18 protein-coding genes are annotated in these 16,839 nt (G+C 65.5%); 6 read left to right on the top strand and 12 right to left on the bottom strand.

Annotation, left to right across the window (positions count from 1 at the left end; all coding sequences use genetic code 11):
• The first annotated feature begins 87 nt into the window (after positions 1 to 87).
• From AB7Z56_RS29805 to AB7Z56_RS29780, 6 genes are read left to right on the top strand one after another with little or no spacing between them, the layout of a single operon-like run.
• The gene (locus tag AB7Z56_RS29805) at positions 88 to 1,347 is read left to right on the top strand and encodes an extracellular solute-binding protein (protein WP_441256706.1); all 1,260 of its coding nucleotides are present in this window, start codon (positions 88 to 90) and stop codon (positions 1,345 to 1,347) included.
• Between the two features lie 2 nt (positions 1,348 to 1,349).
• Complete coding sequence (locus AB7Z56_RS29800; protein ID WP_071915383.1) at positions 1,350 to 2,288, top strand: carbohydrate ABC transporter permease; 939 nt, start codon at positions 1,350 to 1,352, stop codon at positions 2,286 to 2,288.
• On the top strand, positions 2,281 to 3,129 hold the full coding sequence (locus tag AB7Z56_RS29795) for a carbohydrate ABC transporter permease (protein WP_085403202.1): 849 nt from the start codon (positions 2,281 to 2,283) through the stop codon (positions 3,127 to 3,129). The genes AB7Z56_RS29800 and AB7Z56_RS29795 overlap by 8 nt, the downstream gene beginning before the upstream one ends.
• Before the next feature lie 22 nt (positions 3,130 to 3,151).
• Entirely contained in the window at positions 3,152 to 4,249 is a 1,098-nt protein-coding gene (locus AB7Z56_RS29790) for a Gfo/Idh/MocA family protein (RefSeq protein WP_441256705.1), read from the top strand.
• Between the two features lie 10 nt (positions 4,250 to 4,259).
• The gene (locus tag AB7Z56_RS29785) at positions 4,260 to 4,904 is read left to right on the top strand and encodes a ThuA domain-containing protein (RefSeq protein WP_014496439.1); all 645 of its coding nucleotides are present in this window, start codon (positions 4,260 to 4,262) and stop codon (positions 4,902 to 4,904) included.
• Positions 4,901 to 5,950 (top strand): LacI family DNA-binding transcriptional regulator, encoded by a 1,050-nt coding sequence (locus AB7Z56_RS29780; protein WP_441256704.1) that lies wholly within the window; start codon positions 4,901 to 4,903, stop codon positions 5,948 to 5,950. The genes AB7Z56_RS29785 and AB7Z56_RS29780 overlap by 4 nt, the downstream gene beginning before the upstream one ends.
• Positions 5,951 to 6,021: 71 nt before the next feature.
• On the opposite strand, the gene AB7Z56_RS29775 is transcribed toward AB7Z56_RS29780, so the two are convergent.
• Genes AB7Z56_RS29775 through AB7Z56_RS29720 form a run of 12 tightly spaced genes read right to left on the bottom strand, consistent with a single transcriptional unit; the run spans position 6,022 to position 16,833 of the window.
• On the bottom strand, positions 6,022 to 6,648 hold the full coding sequence (locus AB7Z56_RS29775; protein ID WP_063986524.1) for an FMN-dependent NADH-azoreductase: 627 nt from the start codon (positions 6,646 to 6,648) through the stop codon (positions 6,022 to 6,024).
• A gap of 3 nt (positions 6,649 to 6,651) precedes the next feature.
• Entirely contained in the window at positions 6,652 to 8,226 is a 1,575-nt protein-coding gene (locus tag AB7Z56_RS29770; protein ID WP_441256703.1) for an isochorismatase family protein, read from the bottom strand.
• Between the two features lie 22 nt (positions 8,227 to 8,248).
• Complete coding sequence (locus AB7Z56_RS29765) at positions 8,249 to 9,097, bottom strand: N-acyl homoserine lactonase family protein (RefSeq protein WP_028147221.1); 849 nt, start codon at positions 9,095 to 9,097, stop codon at positions 8,249 to 8,251.
• Positions 9,098 to 9,127: 30 nt separating this feature from the next.
• On the bottom strand, positions 9,128 to 10,012 hold the full coding sequence (locus tag AB7Z56_RS29760; protein ID WP_441256702.1) for an amidohydrolase family protein: 885 nt from the start codon (positions 10,010 to 10,012) through the stop codon (positions 9,128 to 9,130).
• Positions 10,009 to 11,130, bottom strand: a complete 1,122-nt coding sequence (locus tag AB7Z56_RS29755) for a vWA domain-containing protein (RefSeq protein ID WP_441256701.1) — start codon at positions 11,128 to 11,130, stop codon at positions 10,009 to 10,011. Before AB7Z56_RS29755 ends, AB7Z56_RS29760 begins: the two co-directional genes overlap by 4 nt.
• Positions 11,127 to 12,008: an AAA family ATPase gene (locus AB7Z56_RS29750; RefSeq protein ID WP_071915377.1), complete on the bottom strand. Its 882-nt coding sequence runs from the start codon at positions 12,006 to 12,008 to the stop codon at positions 11,127 to 11,129. The genes AB7Z56_RS29755 and AB7Z56_RS29750 overlap by 4 nt, the downstream gene beginning before the upstream one ends.
• A gap of 8 nt (positions 12,009 to 12,016) precedes the next feature.
• The gene (locus AB7Z56_RS29745; RefSeq protein ID WP_441256700.1) at positions 12,017 to 13,039 is read right to left on the bottom strand and encodes a xanthine dehydrogenase family protein molybdopterin-binding subunit; all 1,023 of its coding nucleotides are present in this window, start codon (positions 13,037 to 13,039) and stop codon (positions 12,017 to 12,019) included.
• The gene (locus AB7Z56_RS29740) at positions 13,039 to 14,631 is read right to left on the bottom strand and encodes a xanthine dehydrogenase family protein molybdopterin-binding subunit (RefSeq protein WP_441256699.1); all 1,593 of its coding nucleotides are present in this window, start codon (positions 14,629 to 14,631) and stop codon (positions 13,039 to 13,041) included. Before AB7Z56_RS29740 ends, AB7Z56_RS29745 begins: the two co-directional genes overlap by 1 nt.
• Positions 14,632 to 14,642: 11 nt before the next feature.
• Entirely contained in the window at positions 14,643 to 15,119 is a 477-nt protein-coding gene (locus AB7Z56_RS29735; RefSeq protein WP_247308884.1) for a (2Fe-2S)-binding protein, read from the bottom strand.
• Positions 15,120 to 15,125: 6 nt separating this feature from the next.
• The gene (locus AB7Z56_RS29730; protein WP_085400985.1) at positions 15,126 to 15,944 is read right to left on the bottom strand and encodes an FAD binding domain-containing protein; all 819 of its coding nucleotides are present in this window, start codon (positions 15,942 to 15,944) and stop codon (positions 15,126 to 15,128) included.
• 2 nt (positions 15,945 to 15,946) lie between these two features.
• Positions 15,947 to 16,390 carry an SRPBCC family protein gene (locus AB7Z56_RS29725; RefSeq protein WP_135215379.1) on the bottom strand — a complete coding sequence of 148 codons (444 nt, stop codon included), beginning with the start codon at positions 16,388 to 16,390 and terminating at the stop codon, positions 15,947 to 15,949.
• Between the two features lie 5 nt (positions 16,391 to 16,395).
• A complete protein-coding gene (locus tag AB7Z56_RS29720; protein ID WP_014496426.1) occupies positions 16,396 to 16,833 on the bottom strand; it encodes an SRPBCC family protein in 438 nt (145 codons plus the stop codon).
• Between the last annotated feature and the right edge of the window lie 6 nt (positions 16,834 to 16,839).

Below are 16,839 nucleotides of genomic sequence, written 5' to 3'. Positions count from 1 at the left end.
GTGCATAGATCAGAATTTTAGTTGCGTACCTCAAAATTCGAAGGCAGGATTGCAGCCAAAGAATAAGAGCCGGTTGGGAGGAATGTGATGAGACTGCTCGGGAAGCTGGGACTCGCCGCCGCCGCATGCCTGCTTTGGGCCAACTCCGCCGCGGCCGACACGACCGTCAAGTGGTTGCACATCGAAGCCAATCCGGCCCAGGTGAAGATCTGGGAGGAGGTTGCGCGCGCCTATGAGGCGTCGCATCCCGGCACCAAGATCGAGATGCAGTTCCTCGAGAACGAGGCCTACAAGGCCAAGCTGCCGACCATCCTGCAATCCAAGGACCGGCCGAACATCATCTACAGCTGGGCCGGCGGCGTCCTGAAGACGCAGATCGAGGCCGGCGTCCTCGACGACATCACCGATCAGGTGAAGGGGTACAGCGACAGCCTCACGCCGGCAGCGCTCGCCGCCTTCACGGCCAACGGCCGCGTTTACGGTCTTCCGACCGCGCTGTCGCAGGTCGGCTTCCTCTGCAACAAGGAGCTGATGGCGAAGGCGAAGGTCGATCCCGCAGGGATCAAGAGCTGGGACGACCTGCTTGCAGCGGTGAAAACGTTGAAAGCCGCCGGCGTGACCCCGATCGTGGTCGGCGGGGCCGACAAATGGCCGCTGCACTTCTATTGGACGCATCTTGCGGTGCGCGTCGGCGGCAAGCCGGCGTTCGATGCGGCGCTGCGCGGCGAGGACGGCGGCTTCGCGGGGGAGACCTTCCGGAAATCCGGCGAGCTGTTCAAGCAACTCGTCGATCTCCAGCCGTTCCAGAATGGCTTCCTCGGCTTCAAGAATCCGCAGGCGGTCGGCTATTTCGGCGATGGCAAGGCGGCGATGACGCTCGCGATCTCGACCGTCTATCATCTGCAGCGTGCGCTTGCCGCCGACAAGGTCGGATTGAGCGAAGACAAGATCTGCTGGTTCGACTTCCCGGTCGTGGCCGGCGGCAAGGGCGTGCCAACCGATACGCTTGGCGGCATCACCGGCTGGCTGATCACGAAGGGCTCGCCGAAGGAGGCCGTCGATTTCCTGAAATACTTCGTCTCCAGGGACGTGCAGACGCGGCTTGCAGCGGGCAACTTCATCATCCCGGTGGTTCAGGGAGCGGATGCCGGTCTCAACAACGCCTTCATGAAGCTGATCGCGGCCAATCTGGCGAAGTCGAACTACCACCAGAACTTCTATGACCAGAGCCTCGGCCCCTCGGTTGGCCGCGTCGTCAACGACGTCACCGCCGAGATCGCCGGCGGCAGCATGAGCCCGCAAGACGCGGCCAAGGCGATCGAGGCGGCGTGGAAGCAGGGTAACTGACGGTGGCACGCCGGGCCGCGAGCGTGTCGGCGATGGACGTTGCCGGTGAGCTCCCGCAGGTCGCCGAGCGCGGCCCGAGCTGGGACGGCAGGCTTACGGTCCTGATCCTGTTCCTGCCGCCGGCGCTGCTGTTGTTCACGCTGTTCGTGGTGCTGCCGATCGGCGAGGCGGCCTGGTACTCGGCCTTCAACTGGAACGGGTTCGGCAGGCCGACCAACTGGATCGGCTTCGACAACTACCGTTTCGTGTTGGAGACACGCGCCTTCTGGCTTGCGCTGCGCAACAACGGGCTGATCATCGCTGTTTCGCTCGCCATCCAGCTGCCGCTTGCGCTCACGCTGGCCTTGATGCTCGCCGAACGCTTTCGCGGGGCGGTGGCTCTGCGCATGCTGTTCTTCATGCCTTATATCCTGGCCGAGATCGCGACCGGGCTGATCTTCAGCTTCGTCTACGACGGCGATTACGGCCTTGTCGCCTCGATCTGGCGTACCTTCGGCGCCGAGCCCCCGCATCTGCTGGCCTCGACCGATACGGCAATGCTGGCCGTGCTGATCGTCGTCGTCTGGAAGTACTTCGGTTTCCACATGATGCTGTTCATCGCGGCGCTCCAGGGCCTCGACAAGAGCCTGATCGAAGCCGCGCGCATCGACGGCGCGACGCGTTCGCAAGCCCTGCGACACGTGGTCATCCCCTTGCTCTATCCGACGATTCGCCTCTCGGTGTTCTTCGCCATCGTCGGCTCGCTGCAGCTGTTCGACCTCGTCATGCCGCTGACGCGTGGGGGGCCTGCGGACTCCTCGAACACGCTGGTGAGCTTCCTCTACAACAACGGCATCTCCCGCATGCGGGTCGGCTATGGCAGCGCCATCGGTGTCATTCTGTTCACGATCTGCGTGACCTTTGCCTTCACGTACAAGCGATGGTTCATGCGTGATGAGTAGCACCGAGACCAATCGTACGCCGTTCGATCCTGCCGTGCTGTTCAAGGCGGTGTTCCTCGCCGTCGTTGCCGTCTTCGTGCTGGTGCCGCTGCTCGCGACCTTGCTCGGCGGCTTCAAATCGCTCGGCGAATTGCGCGTCAATCCGTTCGGCCTGCCACGTCACTGGGAGTGGCAGAATTATGCCGACATCCTGTTCTCCGCGCGCTACTGGCAGCTCTTGCGCAACTCGCTGATCATCTCGACGCTCACGGTGACCCTGACCCTGATCGTCGCCTCGATGGCGGCGTTCACCTTCGCCCATGTCAGGTTCTACGGCTCATCGATGCTGCTGAGCTACCTGACGCTCGGCCTGCTGTTTCCGGCGGCGACCGCGGTGCTGCCGCTGTTCATCAAGGTGCGCGATCTCGGGCTGCTCGATACCTATTTTGGCGTGGCGCTGCCGCAGGTGGCCTTCAGCCTCGCGATGAGCGTGCTGCTGCTGCGGCGCTTCTTCAAGGACATTCCCTATGAACTGCTCGAGGCCGCGCTGGTCGACGGCTGCAGCTACATCAAATTCTTCCGCTATGTGACGCTGCCGTTGTCGCGACCGATCCTGGCGACCGTCGGGACCATCACCTTCGTCAACAGCTGGAATGCCTATCTGTTGCCGCTGGTGATGCTCAACACCGATGCGCTCTATCCCTGGCCCCTCGGCATCATGGTTTATCAGGGCGAGTATTCGTCCGAATGGCACCTGATCCTGGCCTTCATCACGCTGACCATCCTGCCCACAATCATTCTCTTTCTTTTGGCGCAGAAGCACATCGTGGCCGGCCTCACCGCAGGCGCGGTCAAGGGATGAACGATACCTTACGGAGATCACAATGAGAAAAGTCGGCATCGGAATCATCGGCTGCGGCAATATCAGCACCGCCTATCTGAAGGCGGCCCAGCGCTTTCCGGTCATCGAAATCAAGGCACTCGCCGATATGCGCAGCGATGCGGCAGAGCGGCAGGGCGCCGCCTTCGGGCTGCCGGCGATGCGGGTCGATCAACTGCTCAAGCGAGAGGATGTCGAGATCGTCATCAATCTTACGGTCCCGCTCGCCCATACCGACGTCAGCCTCGCGGTGCTGAACGCCGGCAAGCACGTTCATTCCGAGAAGCCGCTCGGCATCGACGTCGCAGAAGCCCGCAAGGTGATGGATCTCGCCGCGCAGAAGGGCCTTCGCGTCGGCTGCGCGCCCGATACGTTTCTTGGCGGTGGGCACCAGACCGCGCGCAAGCTGATCGACGATGGCGCGATAGGCACGCCGGTCGCGGGCAGCGTCTTCTTCGGCTGCCCTGGCCATGAGCGCTGGCACCCGTCGCCGGGCTTCTACTACCTTCGCGGCGGAGGGCCAATGCTCGACATGGGGCCGTACTACATCACGGATCTCGTGCAGCTGCTTGGCCCGGTCGCGAGCGTGATGGGCTCGACCGCGCGCCCGAAATCCGAACGGTTGGTCACCAGCCAGCCGATGAACGACACCCTGATTCCGGTCGAGGTTTCGACCCATGTCGCCGGCACGCTCGAATTCGAGAGCGGGGCGGTCGTCTCGATCGCGATGAGCTTCGACGTACCGAAGCATCGGCACGCGCCGATCGAGATCTATGGCGACAAGGGCAGCATGCTGGTGCCGGACCCCAACCGGTTCGGCGGCGAGGTGCAGGTCGCGAAAACGGGCGGTGAATGGGAACCGGTGCCGCTGACCCACGGTCATGTCGATGGCGAGTTTCGTTCCATCGGTGTCGCCGACATGGCCTCCGCGATCCTGAACAACCGCCCGCATCGCGCCAGCGGCGCGCTCGCTTTCCATGTGCTCGAGGTGATGGAGGCGTTCCAGACCTCCGCCGACGAAGGACGCCGCGTCAAGATCGGGAGCTGCGTCGAGCGGCCGGCAATGCTGCCGGCCGGACGTGAAACCGGACAGATCGACTGAGGGAATGACCATGCGCAAGGCAATGATTGTATGGGGCGGCTGGCCGGGACACGATCCCGATCTCTGCGCCTCGATGATCCGCGGCTGGCTGAAGGCGGAAGGCTTCGAGGTCCGGGTCGAGACCACGACGGCGGCTTTCGCCGATCCTGCGATCCACGATCTGTCGCTGATCATCCCGATCTACACCATGTCGAAGATCGAGAAGGCGGAAGCGCTCAATCTCTGCGCGGCGGTGCGTGGCGGCGTCGGGCTGGCCGGACATCATGGCGGCATGTGCGATGCGTTCCGCGAGTCCGTCGACTACCAATTCCTGTGCGGCGGGCAGTGGGTCGCGCATCCCGGCAACATCATCGACTACAAGGTCGACTTGACGAAGCCGGATGACCCCATCATGAAGGGGCTGAAGAGTTTCGAGCATCGTTCCGAACAGTACTACATGCATGTCGACCCCGCCAACGAGGTGCTGGCGACGACGACCTTCACCGGCGAGCACGCGCCCTGGATCGACGGCGTGGTGATGCCTGTGGTCTGGAAGAAGCGATACGGCGCGGGCAGGGTGTTCTACTCCTCGCTCGGTCACCGCGCTTACGAGCTCGACGTACCGGAGATTCGAACGTTGATGACCCGTGGCATGCTGTGGGCCGCGCGGGAATGACAGCCGGTGCGACGCAGCCGGCGGTTCGCGCCACGCTGGAGGACGTCGCGCGTGCGGCGGGCGTTTCGCTCGCAACCGTCGACCGCGTCGTCAACCGGCGCGAGGGCGTGCGCGCCAAGACCGTCGCGCGTGTCGAGGCTGCGGTGGCGAAACTCGGCTATCGGGGCGACGTCGCGGCCGCGCGGCTCGCCCGCGGGCAGACGTTCCGCTTCGCCTTCGTGCTGCCGAGCGGCAGCAACAGCTTCATGACCAACCTGGCCGAGCAGGTCCAACGCACCGCGGACTGGCTCGCCGGCCACCGCGGCTTCATCGATATCCTCCATGTCGACGTGTTCGATCCGGATGTGCTCGCCGGTGCGCTGGAAAACCTGTCGCCGGCCTATCAGGGCGTCGCCGTCATCGCACTGGACCATCCCAGGGTGCGCGCCGCGATCGACGAGCTCGCCGCGCGCGGGGTCGCCGTGGTGACCCTTGTGTCGGACGCGCCGAGCTCGCGGCGGCTGCATTATGTCGGTATCGACAACCCGGCCGCGGGGCGAACTGCGGCAACGCTGATGGGGCGTTTCCTCGCCGGCCGCGAGGGAAAGGTTGCCGTGATCGCGGGTTCGTTGTCGCTGCGCGATCACACCGAGCGGCAGTTCGGCTTCCACCAGATCCTGTCCAGCGAGTATCCGAACCTGCTCGCGCTGCCGGTGATCGAAGGCCGCGACGACAGCGAGCGCACCCGGGAGCTCACGGTCGCACTGCTGGCGCGCCACGCCGATCTCCGCGGCATCTACTGCTGCGGCGCCGGGAACCGCGGCATCGCCAATGCGCTGGAGGCCTCGGGCCGCGCGCGTGAGGTGGTCTGGATCACGCACGAGCTGACCCAGTACACGCGGCGTTTCCTGGTCCGCGGCACGCTCGATGCCATCATCAACCAGGATCCCGGTCACGAGGCGCGGTCTGCGGCGCGAGTTCTGCTCGCGCATTGTTCGGGTGAGCCGATCAGCCCCGACCAGGAGCGCATCCGCATCGATATTTTTCTGCGGGACAACCTGCCGTGAGTCGCGTTCGCAGGTGATGCGCAGCTTGCTTCGATAGATGTCGCGAAGTACCGCAGCGGCCTCAACGGCGCTCAGAAGTTCGCCGCCATTGCTGCGAGGTGCTGATGGGCTCTTTCGCGGGCAGCCTCGATGGGTTGTTGCGGTCCGGTGGTTGGCCCGATCGGCACGAAACGGACATTGCTGATACCGATAAAGCGCAAAATTTCCCGCAGGTAAGGCGTTGCCATGTCGATGCGCCCGCGGTTCATTCCAGTGGCGAAATCGCTGCCACTGGCGAGGATCACCGTGGTCGGCCGGTCCTTCAGCAGCGGGAGATATCCCAGGGAGGGGTCGAACCGAAAGGTGAGCCCGGGCTGGACGATGATATCGAACCATTGCTTGAGCTTGTAGGGAATGCTGAAGTTCCACATCGGCGTCGAGATCAGCACCCGATCGGCCAGTGAAAAGCGCAGCGCCATCCGCTCGGCCTCCGCAAAGCTGTCCCGTTGCGCGTCGTTGAAGGGCTGCGCCTTCATGCGCGCATATTTGGCCTCGACGATGGGACCTGCGAATTCCGGCAGCCGCTCGCGCCAGAGATCCACGACGTCGATGTCCCAGTCCGGACGGGCCTGCCGAAACCCGTCAAGAAAGACGCGCGCGCCGGCGCTCGACTCGGAGTCGGCACGGGGCGAGCAGGAGAGGTGCAAAAGCTTTGCCACCACTCATCCCAGCGCTCTGATGACGGCGTCCGCCCGGGTGACGACGGCGACGTTCTGCATGGCAAAATTGATCGAGGCGGAGTGCCAGTCGGCATTCATAGTCGAGCAGCAATCTTCCGGCACGATCATGAAATAACCCTTGTCGGCGCCGGTGCGCGCGGTGTGCTCGACCGACATGTTGGTCCATGCGCCGGTGTTGATGATCATGTCGCGCCCGGTGGCTTTGAGGATCGTCTCCAGCCGGGTGCCCTCCCAGGCGCTCATCCGCATCTTCTCGACGACGAAATCGCCGGGCCGCGGTTCGAGGCCCGAGACCGGGGCGGCGCCCCAGCTCCCGCGCACCATCGCCTTGCTGTCGACGAGACCCTCGAACAGCGGTGCGTTCAGCGTCACGCCGGGGGCGCCGGGCTCGACCACGAACCAGACGTGGATGATGGCGACGCCGCGCGCGCGAGCTGTCTCCGCCAAGCGCCTGACGTTCTCGACCACATGCTGTTGCTTCGCATGCCGCGGTGCGCCTGACTCGGCGAACGCGCCGCCATCCATGATGACGTCGTTCTGAAGATCCTGGATGATCATGGCGCAGCGGCTCGGATCGAGCCGCATCTCGCCGTCGGCGAGGATGGGCGCCGCAGAGGCGGGGCCGGCACTTGCGCCGCCGCTGCCGCGTTTGCCGCTCATATAGGGCTCGTGGCGCGGCCCGGCCTTGGTCGGGATAGCATAGACCGAATGCGTCGACGTCAAATAGAGCGTGCGGAAATCCGGGCCACCCCAGGCAAGGTTGGCGACGAGCTCAGGCACGCGGACCTTCCCCAGCAACTCGCCGCGCGGCGAATAGACCCAGACACCGCCGGGGGCGGTGACCCAGACATTGCCATGCTGGTCGCACTTCATGCCGTCGGGCAGGCCCGGCTCCAGCTCGGAGCGGATGCCGCTCGCGAACACGCGCGCGTTCGACAGCGAGCCGTCGCCGTTGACGTCGAATACGCGGATCAGCGCCTGCACGGTGTCGTTGACATAGAGCAGTTTCTCGTCGGGCGAGAAGCACAGCCCGTTCGGCTGGTCGAACAAATTGCGGTCCACCACGAGCGTCGGCTCGCCGCCGGGCATGACGCGATAGACGCCCTGGAAGCCGAGCTGGCGCGGCCGCTCGACACCATAGACCGGCATGCGGCCATACCAGGGATCGGAGAAATAGATGGCACCGGAGGAGTGCACGCAGACGTCGTTGGGGCTGTTGAGCTCCTGTCCCTGGAAGTGCGAGGCCAGCACCTCGTGCCGCCCGTCCGGTCGCTCACGGATCAGCGACGAGGTCGCGTGCTCGCAGACGATCAGATTGAGCTCGGCATCGTAGGTCATGCCGTTGCATTTGTTCGACGGGCGCTTGACCTCCGCGACGCCGCGCCGCGAATCCCAGCGTCGCCGCACGTCGCCCGGCATGTCCGAGAACAGGAGATAGTGATCGACCGGATGCCAGATCGGCCCCTCCGTGAAGTCAAAGCCCGTTCCGACCTGCGCGACCGGCGCATAGGGGTCGATCAGGCTCTCGAATTCGGAGCGCAAGGTGACGTGCGTCATCGGTCGATATCCTCAGGTCACGTCAGGCAGGGAACCAGTTGCGCGCAGGCAGCGACTGCACGATCGGGCCGGGGACCTGGTCGTGCAGCCGTCCGACGACCATGCCGCCCTCGATCTTGGCCGGCCTGTCGTGCACCGGCAGCAGATAGCGCGAATTGCTCAGGAGCTTCTTGATCGACGCCTTCTCGGCCCGCTTGCTGGTGCCGTGGTTTCCCGTCGTCCGCGGCTCCCAGTCGTGGATCTCGTTGAAGGGCGTGACGATCTGGTCGTTGAAGTCGTAGATCACGTCGCCGCAGATCGTCGCGATTCCGTCGGCTGTCTCGACGATGACGTTCATCGATCCCTCGGTATGTGCATTGGCCGCATCGCAATAGACGCCGGGCATCAGCTCGATAGGACCTGTGATCTCGAGGTCGAGGAAGCGCAGCGCACTCTTGGTGTGCAGTCGGTCGATGAGATGCTTGATGTCGGGCGCCGGATATTGCGGATGCATCAAGCCGGAGACGGAATATTCGAGTTCTTTCCGGTTGAGGACGACGGTCGTGTTCATCGGAAACAGATCGTCCTTGCCGGCGTGGTCGATGTGCAGATGGGTATGGCAGACGAAGCGGACGTCGCCCATGCGCACGCCGTGGCGGGCGAGCTGGTTCTCAATCATGTGCTCGTGGTATTGCAGGCCGCGCATCCCCAGCGTTTCCATGATCTGGTTGGAGCGGTAGCCGGTATCGACCACGACCGGATATTTGCCGCCGAGGATCAAAAAGCCGAGCGTGAGGACGCGGCGTGTGCGGCCGCAGTCGCGGCCGAGGACCAGAAAGCTCGATTCCAGCTCGATATCGCCATAGTCCAGGATCTTGATCTCCAGCGCCATTCGTTTCCCTCCCTGTTCTGTTCTTGTCTGTCAAAGCCGGTAGACGCGCGTTGCCGTCGTCCGGAAAATTGCGTCCTGCTGCTCGGTCGTCAGCCTCGCGGCTGCGGCACGAAAGGCGTCGACGAGCTCCCGATAGCTGGTCCACAATTTCTCGATCGGAAAATTGGAGCCAAACAGGCAGCGCTCCGCGCCGAAAATCGCGACGGTATCGGTAAGGACGGCCGCGATGTGTGCGGGATCGTTGCGATGGATGAAGGTGCCGAGCCCGGAGAGTTTTGAGACCACGTTCGGACAGACCGCGAGCCGGGCCATCCCGGCGCGCCAGGCGGCCCGGCCCGCCGGCGAGAGGTCTTCCAGCATGCCGGCATGCTGGAGGATGAAGGTCACCTTGGGGCAGGACTCGGCGAGTTGCGCCGCGTCCGGCATCTGCGGCGTGAAGACCTGGAGGTCAAAGCTCCAGCCGTAGTCGGCCAGGTGCGCAATGTTGCGGCGGACCATGGGATCGACGCAGAGATCGGGCTTGGCCGCGAAGCGATAGAGCGGATTGTCGTGCCAGTGCAGCTGCATGCGCACGCCGCGCACGAGCGGATAGCGCTTCAGGCGATCGAGCTGCGGGCGCACGTCGTCGACGGCGAAATCGGCGTAGGCGACGATGGCATGCGGCCAGCCGTGCGCATCGGCGGTCTGCTGCACCCAGGCGGTCTCATCCTCGAAGCGGTCGTTGGCCCAGTTGGTCTGGACATAGACCGAACGGGTGACGCCGGTGCCCTCGAGGTCGTCGAGATATTCCCGGATCGGATAATCGCGACGGATCGGCTCGTAGGGCCCAAAGATGCGCGGCTGCATCGGGCCGGTCAGCCAGGGCAGGTCGGCCTGTCGCCAGATGTGATGATGGCCGTCGACAATGTCGCTCACGCCGCTCTCCTCCGTCCCAACGTCAGAATGTGCGCGACAATCGATGCGCTTGAACCGCCATCCACGAGATCGTCGACGAAGCGCTCGATGGCAACCAGAGCCTCGGTCTGCGGGCGGAAGTCCGGGCCCGTCGCGAGCGGCGTCAGCCAGCTCACGCGCCAGGCGCGCCGCGACAGCTTTGCGACCGCGTCGCGCAACGCATCGGGTTCGCCGCGCTCCAGACCGTCCGACACGACGAGGACGGCCGCGCCTCGCGCGTAACCACCGAACCGCGGCACCGCGAGGAAGGCTTGCAGCGCGTCGCCGATGCGGGTGCCGCCATCCCAGTCGCTGACGAGGTGCGCCGCCGCGCTCAGCGCCTGCTCGCGACGCTTGAGACGCAATGGGCGGGTGACGCGGGTCAGCCGCGTGCCGAAGGTGAAGACCTCGACATTGGGCGCGGCCTGTACCAGCGCATGCGCGAGCTTCATGTTCTCCTCGGTGCGCGTTTTCATCGAGCCGGAGACGTCAATCAGCAGCAGGAGTTTTCGTCGGCGCGGGCGCCGCTTCAGGTGCCCGAGCCGCAGGATCTCGCCGTCGTTCCGGACACACTCGCGCAGGGTTCGGCGAAGGTCGGCAAACGGCCCGCGGCGGGCGCGCATGCGCCGGTGGCCGCGACGCTGCGGCAGGCGCCGGGAGGCCTCGCGGGCCAGGCGGCGGAGCGCGTCAGTGGCGGAGAGCTGGGCGAAGCGGCGCTCCACCAGCGCCTCGGCGCGCGTCGCGGCGAGGCCGGATTCATTGGCGTCGTCGGAGAACAGGGGATCCTGTTCGCCGCGGCCCTCTTCCTGGAGCCGGACAGTTTCGTCGTCGTCGCCGTCATCGACATGTTCGATGGCTTCGCTGCCGCGGAAGTGCAGGTCGAACAGCCGGTCGAAGGTCGTGCGGCGCTCGGGTGGCGGGGCGAGTGTGGCCAGCGCCGATTGCCTGATGTCGTTGAGGTCGCGCGGCCCGAGCAGCTCGATCGCGGCGAGATAGGAGGTGGTCTGCTCGGGCGCGACGGCGAAGCCGTTGGCGCGCAGCAGCGCGACGAAGGAGACGAAGATGCGGGCGGCGCGCGGAAGCTCCGGCTCGGTGCTCATGCGGTTGCCTCCGCGAGCATGACGTCGAGCCGCGGCGAGATGAAGTGCAGGTCTTCCTCGTCTTTCAGCGCCACGCCGATCGAGCGCTTGAAGGCGTCGGGCCAGCGCGCACCGCCCTTGTGAAGGAGCGTCGCCGCTTCAGCCCAGTCGACGGCCTCTGCAATGCCCGGTGCCTTGCTGAGCGGCTCGCGGCGCAATTTGCCGACGGCCGCGACGACGGCCCGCGCAGTCGCCTCGGCGACGCTGGAGGCCCGCAGCATCACGATACGCGCCTCCCGCTCTTCAGTGGGATAGTCGATCCAGTGATAGACACAGCGGCGGCGCAGGGCTTCGTGCAGGTCGCGCGTCCGATTCGACGTTAGCACGACCACAGGACGTTCGGCCGCGCGCACCGTGCCACGTTCGGGGATCGAAATCTGGAAGTCCGAGAGAAATTCGAGCAGGAACGCCTCGAACTCCTGGTCGGCGCGGTCGATCTCATCGATCAGCAGCACGGTCGAGTCGGGCGCGCGGAGCGTCGCCAGCATCGGCCGCTCGATCAGAAACGTCTCGCCATAGATGTCGATGCTCTCGTCGCCAGCCTGGCGGATCGCGAGCATCTGGCGTGGATAGTTCCACTCGTAGAGCGCGGCCGAGGCGTCGATGCCCTCGTAGCATTGCAGGCGGATGAGGCGGCGGCCGAGGACGGCGGCGATGGCTTTCGCGGCCTCGGTCTTGCCGACGCCGGGGGCGCCTTCGAGCAGGAGCGGCTTGCCGAGGGCAAGGCCGAGATAGGCCGCGGTCGCGAGCCCTTCATCGGCGAGGTAATAGGCTGCCCGAAGCGCCTTCTCCAGCGCTTCGGGGCTGTCGATGCCAACGATGTTGCTGCGGACTGCCATGGCCAGTCTCAGCGTCGCGCCTGTGGCCGCGCGCCGCCCTGGGTCTTGATCGCGCGCAGCACCTTTTCCGGCGTAATCGGCAGATCGTCGATGCGTACGCCGACGGCGTTGAAAATCGCATTCGCGACAGCCGGCAGCACGGGATTGGCGCACATTTCGCCCGGTCCTTTGGCGCCGTACGGGCCATCTGGCGCGGGGCGCTCCAGCACGGCGATATCGTGCGGGCAAATGTCACCCGGGCCGGGCATCAGATATTCGACGAAGTCGCGGGGGCCGTGGACAGGGTCGGGATAGTGAGGCTCCGTGGTCTCGTAGAGCGCGTGGCTGATGCCCATCCAGGCGCCGCCGACGAGCTGCTGCTCGACCAGGCGCGGATTGAGCGCGCGGCCGAGCTCATAGGCGGAGTCCATCCGCACCATCGCGACTTCACCGGTCTCGTCGTCGACCTCGACCTCCGCCACGAGACAGGCATGGGCGTAGCAGGTCGCCGGCGACATCTCGCCGGTTTCGGGGTCGACGTTGGACAGGGGCACGAGGAATATGCCGCGGCCGGAGATGGTCTTGCCCTGCTTGAATTGGGCGGCGATGGCGACGTCCTTGGTCGAGATCGAGCGATGCGGCGCACCCTTGACGTGGATGTTGCCGCGTCCGTCCGTCTCGAGATCGGCGGCGTTGACCTCGAGCTCCTCGGCGGCCGCCTCCATCATCACGCCGCGTGCCTCGCGCGCCGCGGCCATCACCGCATTGCCGACGCGATGGGTGCCGCGCGAGGCGAAGGAGCCCATGCAATGCGGACCGGTGTCGGAATCCGCGGTATCGACATAGACGTCCTCGACGGGAACGCCCAGCGTCTCCGCGCAGATCTGCCGCGTCACCGACTTCATGCCCTGGCCGAGGTCGATCGACGACAGCGCCACCGTGAACTTGCCGCTCGGGTTGGAATGAACCAACGCCTGGCTGGGATCGCCGCCGAGATTCATGCCGATGGGATAGTTGATCGACGCCATGCCGCGTCCGCGATGCCGGGTCATCAGCGCCTCCTGGTGCCGAACACGGATGAGAAGCGGGGCGCGCCATGCGAGGGCGCGGCCGGCCGCGGTGGAGGTGGCGACGGCGCAGGGGGCGGCGGCTCGCGCGGTGGTTCGCGGGTGACGGTGGGCGGGAGCCGGTCATAGCTGGTGCGCTGCTGGACTGGCGCGGCCGGCCGGCTGCGCGAATCCGTCGGTGTCGGCGGGATAACGGCACGGCTGCCGCCGCCGTCCTTGCGCGACGACGCTCGCTTGAACTCCTCTCGGATCGGCCATTTCGCCTTCTCGGCGGCGACCTGGACGCATTCGATCAGTGCGGTGTTCTTGGCTTCGCGCCGATGCGCCTTCATGTCGCCGTCGCGATAGGCATTGAGGATCCGGAACTCCATCGGGTTCATGCCGACGAGGTTCGCCAGCTTGTCCATCTGGCACTCGATCGCAAAATCCATCGCGGTGACGCCGAAACCGCGCATCGCCGTCGCGGGCGTCCGGTTGGTGAAGACGCAATAGACGTCGCCATAGACATTGGGGATAGTGTATGGCCCGGGCAGATGCGCGGCGCATTTCACGGCGGCGTAGCTGGAAAGCCTCGTATAGGCGCCGCTGTCGAAATAGGCGCGGATTTTTCGCGCGATGACACGGCCATCCCGCATCACGCCGTCCTTGATGTAGATGCGCTCGGCCCCGCGGGGCGGGCCGTACTGCATCTCCTCCTCACGCCCGAACACATAGCGGACGGGCCGCCCGGTCAGCATCGCGCCCAGGATCGCGAGCGGCTCGGTCAACGTATCCACCTTGCCGCCAAAGCCGCCGCCGACGGTGCCGCCGATGAAGTGGAAGGTGTTGGATGGCAGGTCCAGGATCTTGGCGCAGGTGTCGACCGAGAAGAACAATGCCTGCGTCGAGGTGTAGACGACGTAGCGGCCGTTGGTGTCGGGCGCGGCGATCGCGCCATTGGTTTCGGTTGGCGCGTGCTCGATCGGCGACATCTGGTAGCGCTGTTCGAGCACGTGGTCGGCGGTCGCGAGCGCGGCGTCGGCATCGCCGAAGCGCAGCTTCTGGTGATCATGGACGTCGTGATAGATGAAGGCGTTCTTCGGATAGGTCTCGTTGACGACGGGCGCCCCGGACTTGAGCGCGTCTTCGACGTCGAGCACGACGGGCAGCGGCTCGTAGTCGATCCGCACCTTTGCGATTGCCTCGAACGCCTCGCGCTCGCTGTCCGCGACGATGGCCACGACCGGTTCGCCCTTGTAGCGGACCTTGTCCGCCGCCAGCGTAGGCTCGTCGTCCTTGCCGAAGTTGATGAGGCTGAGAAGCGTGTTGAGATTGCGCGGCACGTCGGCGCCGCGGATGATCCGGCGTACGCCGGACGAGCGTTCGGCTTCCGTAGTGTCGATATGGCGCAACCGCGCGTGCGCCTGCGTCGAGCGGACCACTTTCAGATGCAGCATGCCCTGAAGCTTGTGGTCGTTGAAATAGCTCGACGTGCCCGTGACATGGCCGAGCATGTCCTGGCGCTGCGTGCCCTTGCCGATCTCATTGAGATTGTCGTCGCGCTCGTCGGCGAAAATGTCCTTGCGCAGTTCCAGCATGACAAGATCCTTTAGGCACTGGCCCGGCCGCCCGAAGCGGCGAGGATGGCATCGATGATGGGTTCGTACCCGGTGCAGCGGCAGATGTTGCCGGAGATCGCCTCGACGACCTCGGCGCGGCTAGGCTGCGGATTGCGATCGAGCAGCGCCTTTGCGGCCATCAGCATGCCCGGCGTGCAATAGCCGCATTGGGCGGCAAAACTGTCGGCGAAGGCGCGCTGGAGCGGATGCAGGTTCGGGCCCTGCTTGAGGCCGTCGAGCGTCTCCACCGATCGGCCGGCGACGGTCTCCGCCAGCGTCAGGCAGGACAGGTGCAGCTCGCCGTCGATCAGCACACTGCAGGTGCCACAGCCGCCCTGGCCGCAGCCGAATTTCGGCGTCATATCGCCGATCAGTTCGCGCAGAGCGACCAGCAGATTGGTGCCGCCATCGACGAAGATCGCGACGTCGCGGCCGTTATGACGAAATTGCAGGGCGGTCTTGGCCATGACGAGCTATTCCTGACCCGAGAGGAGACGGCGCAGATGTACGCCGGCGATCTCGCGGCGATACCAGGCGCTGCCGAGCGCGTTGTCGAAGGGGGAGGTGCCCTCGGTGACGGCGGACGCCGCGGCAGCGATGGTCGCGGCATCCAGCGAACGTCCCTCGAGCACACGCTCGGCGGCGCGTGCCCGAATCTGGGTCGGCGCCATCGAGCCCAGCGCGATCCGTGCCCCGGCGATCCGTCCGCCGCTGATCGGCAGATGGGCTGCGAGCGTAATGACGGAGCCGCCCTTTGGCTTGATACGGGCGACCTTGTGATAGCGGAAGGCGTCCGCGCTCGCCGGCCGTGCGCAGGACACCGAGAGCACCAGCGTGCCGGCCTGCCGCTCGCGCGACTGCAAGAACTCTTCGATGGCGATGTCGCGTGTGCCAAAGCCGCCCTGCACGGCGACGGTGGCATCGAGCGCAAGCAGCGCCACCGTGAAGTCGCCATAGGGACTTGGCGCGAACAGGTTGCCCCCGACCGTGCCCATGTTGCGCACCGCAGGTCCGCCGATCGAGCGGGCAGGGGCATGCAGGAAGCCGAGGTCGCGCTCGGCGAGGATTTTTGCGAAGGTGATGCCGGCCCCGAGCGTCACGCGCGGGCCCGACGCGTCGATCCGGGTCAGGGCCTGGTCGCTGGCGCGGATGACGGTCGAGACAGAGACGTCACCCTCATTCAGCGCCCGCATCACCAGCGTGCCGCCGCCGAGATAGCGTGCGCCGCGATCTGCCGACAGCGCGCCGGCCGCTTCGCTGGTGCTGGCAAAAGTCTTCACTGTCACGGCCATTGCTATGCCGCCTCCTTCAGGTGCCGGCGGATCGCCTCGAAGCCGGCTTGATAGATGTCTTCTGCGACCATGTGGATGATGCGATCGCGGTCCTCCGGCCTGGTGCTGAAGCGCGACTCCCAGTGCCAGAAGGTGCGGTCGCCGTCGGTCACCGGCAGCAGGCGGACATGCGCCACGTAGTTGAACATCGGCACCGGCGTATCGAGCAGGCAATAGCTGAAGGTCTGCTCGAGATCGGACAGCGCCAGCAATTGCTCGCGCAGCTCAGATCCATCCTGCAGCTTGAAGCGCCTGACACAGCCGATCTTGTCAGGGGAGTGCGCGCGCTCGATCGTGGAGCTCGCGACCGCCGGATGCCAGCGATCGTGTCCGTTGAAATCGCGCAGCACGTTCCACACCGCATCGGTGGACGCATCCAGGATCGTGCTCTTGACGATATGCGGCACGGAGCTCACCCTCCGAACTGGCGCTTGAGGGCGTCGAAGCCGCCCTGGAACACGCCGCCGCCGATATTGCCGACGAGCTCCGCTTCCCGTTCGGGTGCGCAGTCGAACTCGGCGGTCCACTCCATGAAGGTCTGGTCGCCGTCGGTGACCGGCGTCAGCCGCAACGTCGCGACGTAATTCTCGACGCCCATGGGGGATTCCAGGATCGAATAGGTGCAGAACATGTCGTAGTCGGAAAGGCCGAGCAGCTTTTCGCGGATGCGGTCGCCGTTGCGCAGGCGAAAATCCCTGACACAGCCGATCTTGTCCGAGGGCTCGCCGCCCTCGATCCGGCTTTCCGCGATCGCGGGATGCCAGTTCGGCATGCCGTTGAAGTCGCGCACCCGCGCCCAGACGCGATCGTTGCGCGCATTGACGACGGTTGAGACATAGACGCGGGCCATGATGCG

The organism is Bradyrhizobium sp. 482_C4_N1_8 (assembly GCF_052075965.1).
Classification (GTDB): Bacteria; Pseudomonadota; Alphaproteobacteria; order Rhizobiales; family Xanthobacteraceae; genus Bradyrhizobium; species Bradyrhizobium barranii.
This window is presented reverse-complemented; position numbering and strand designations above follow the sequence as displayed.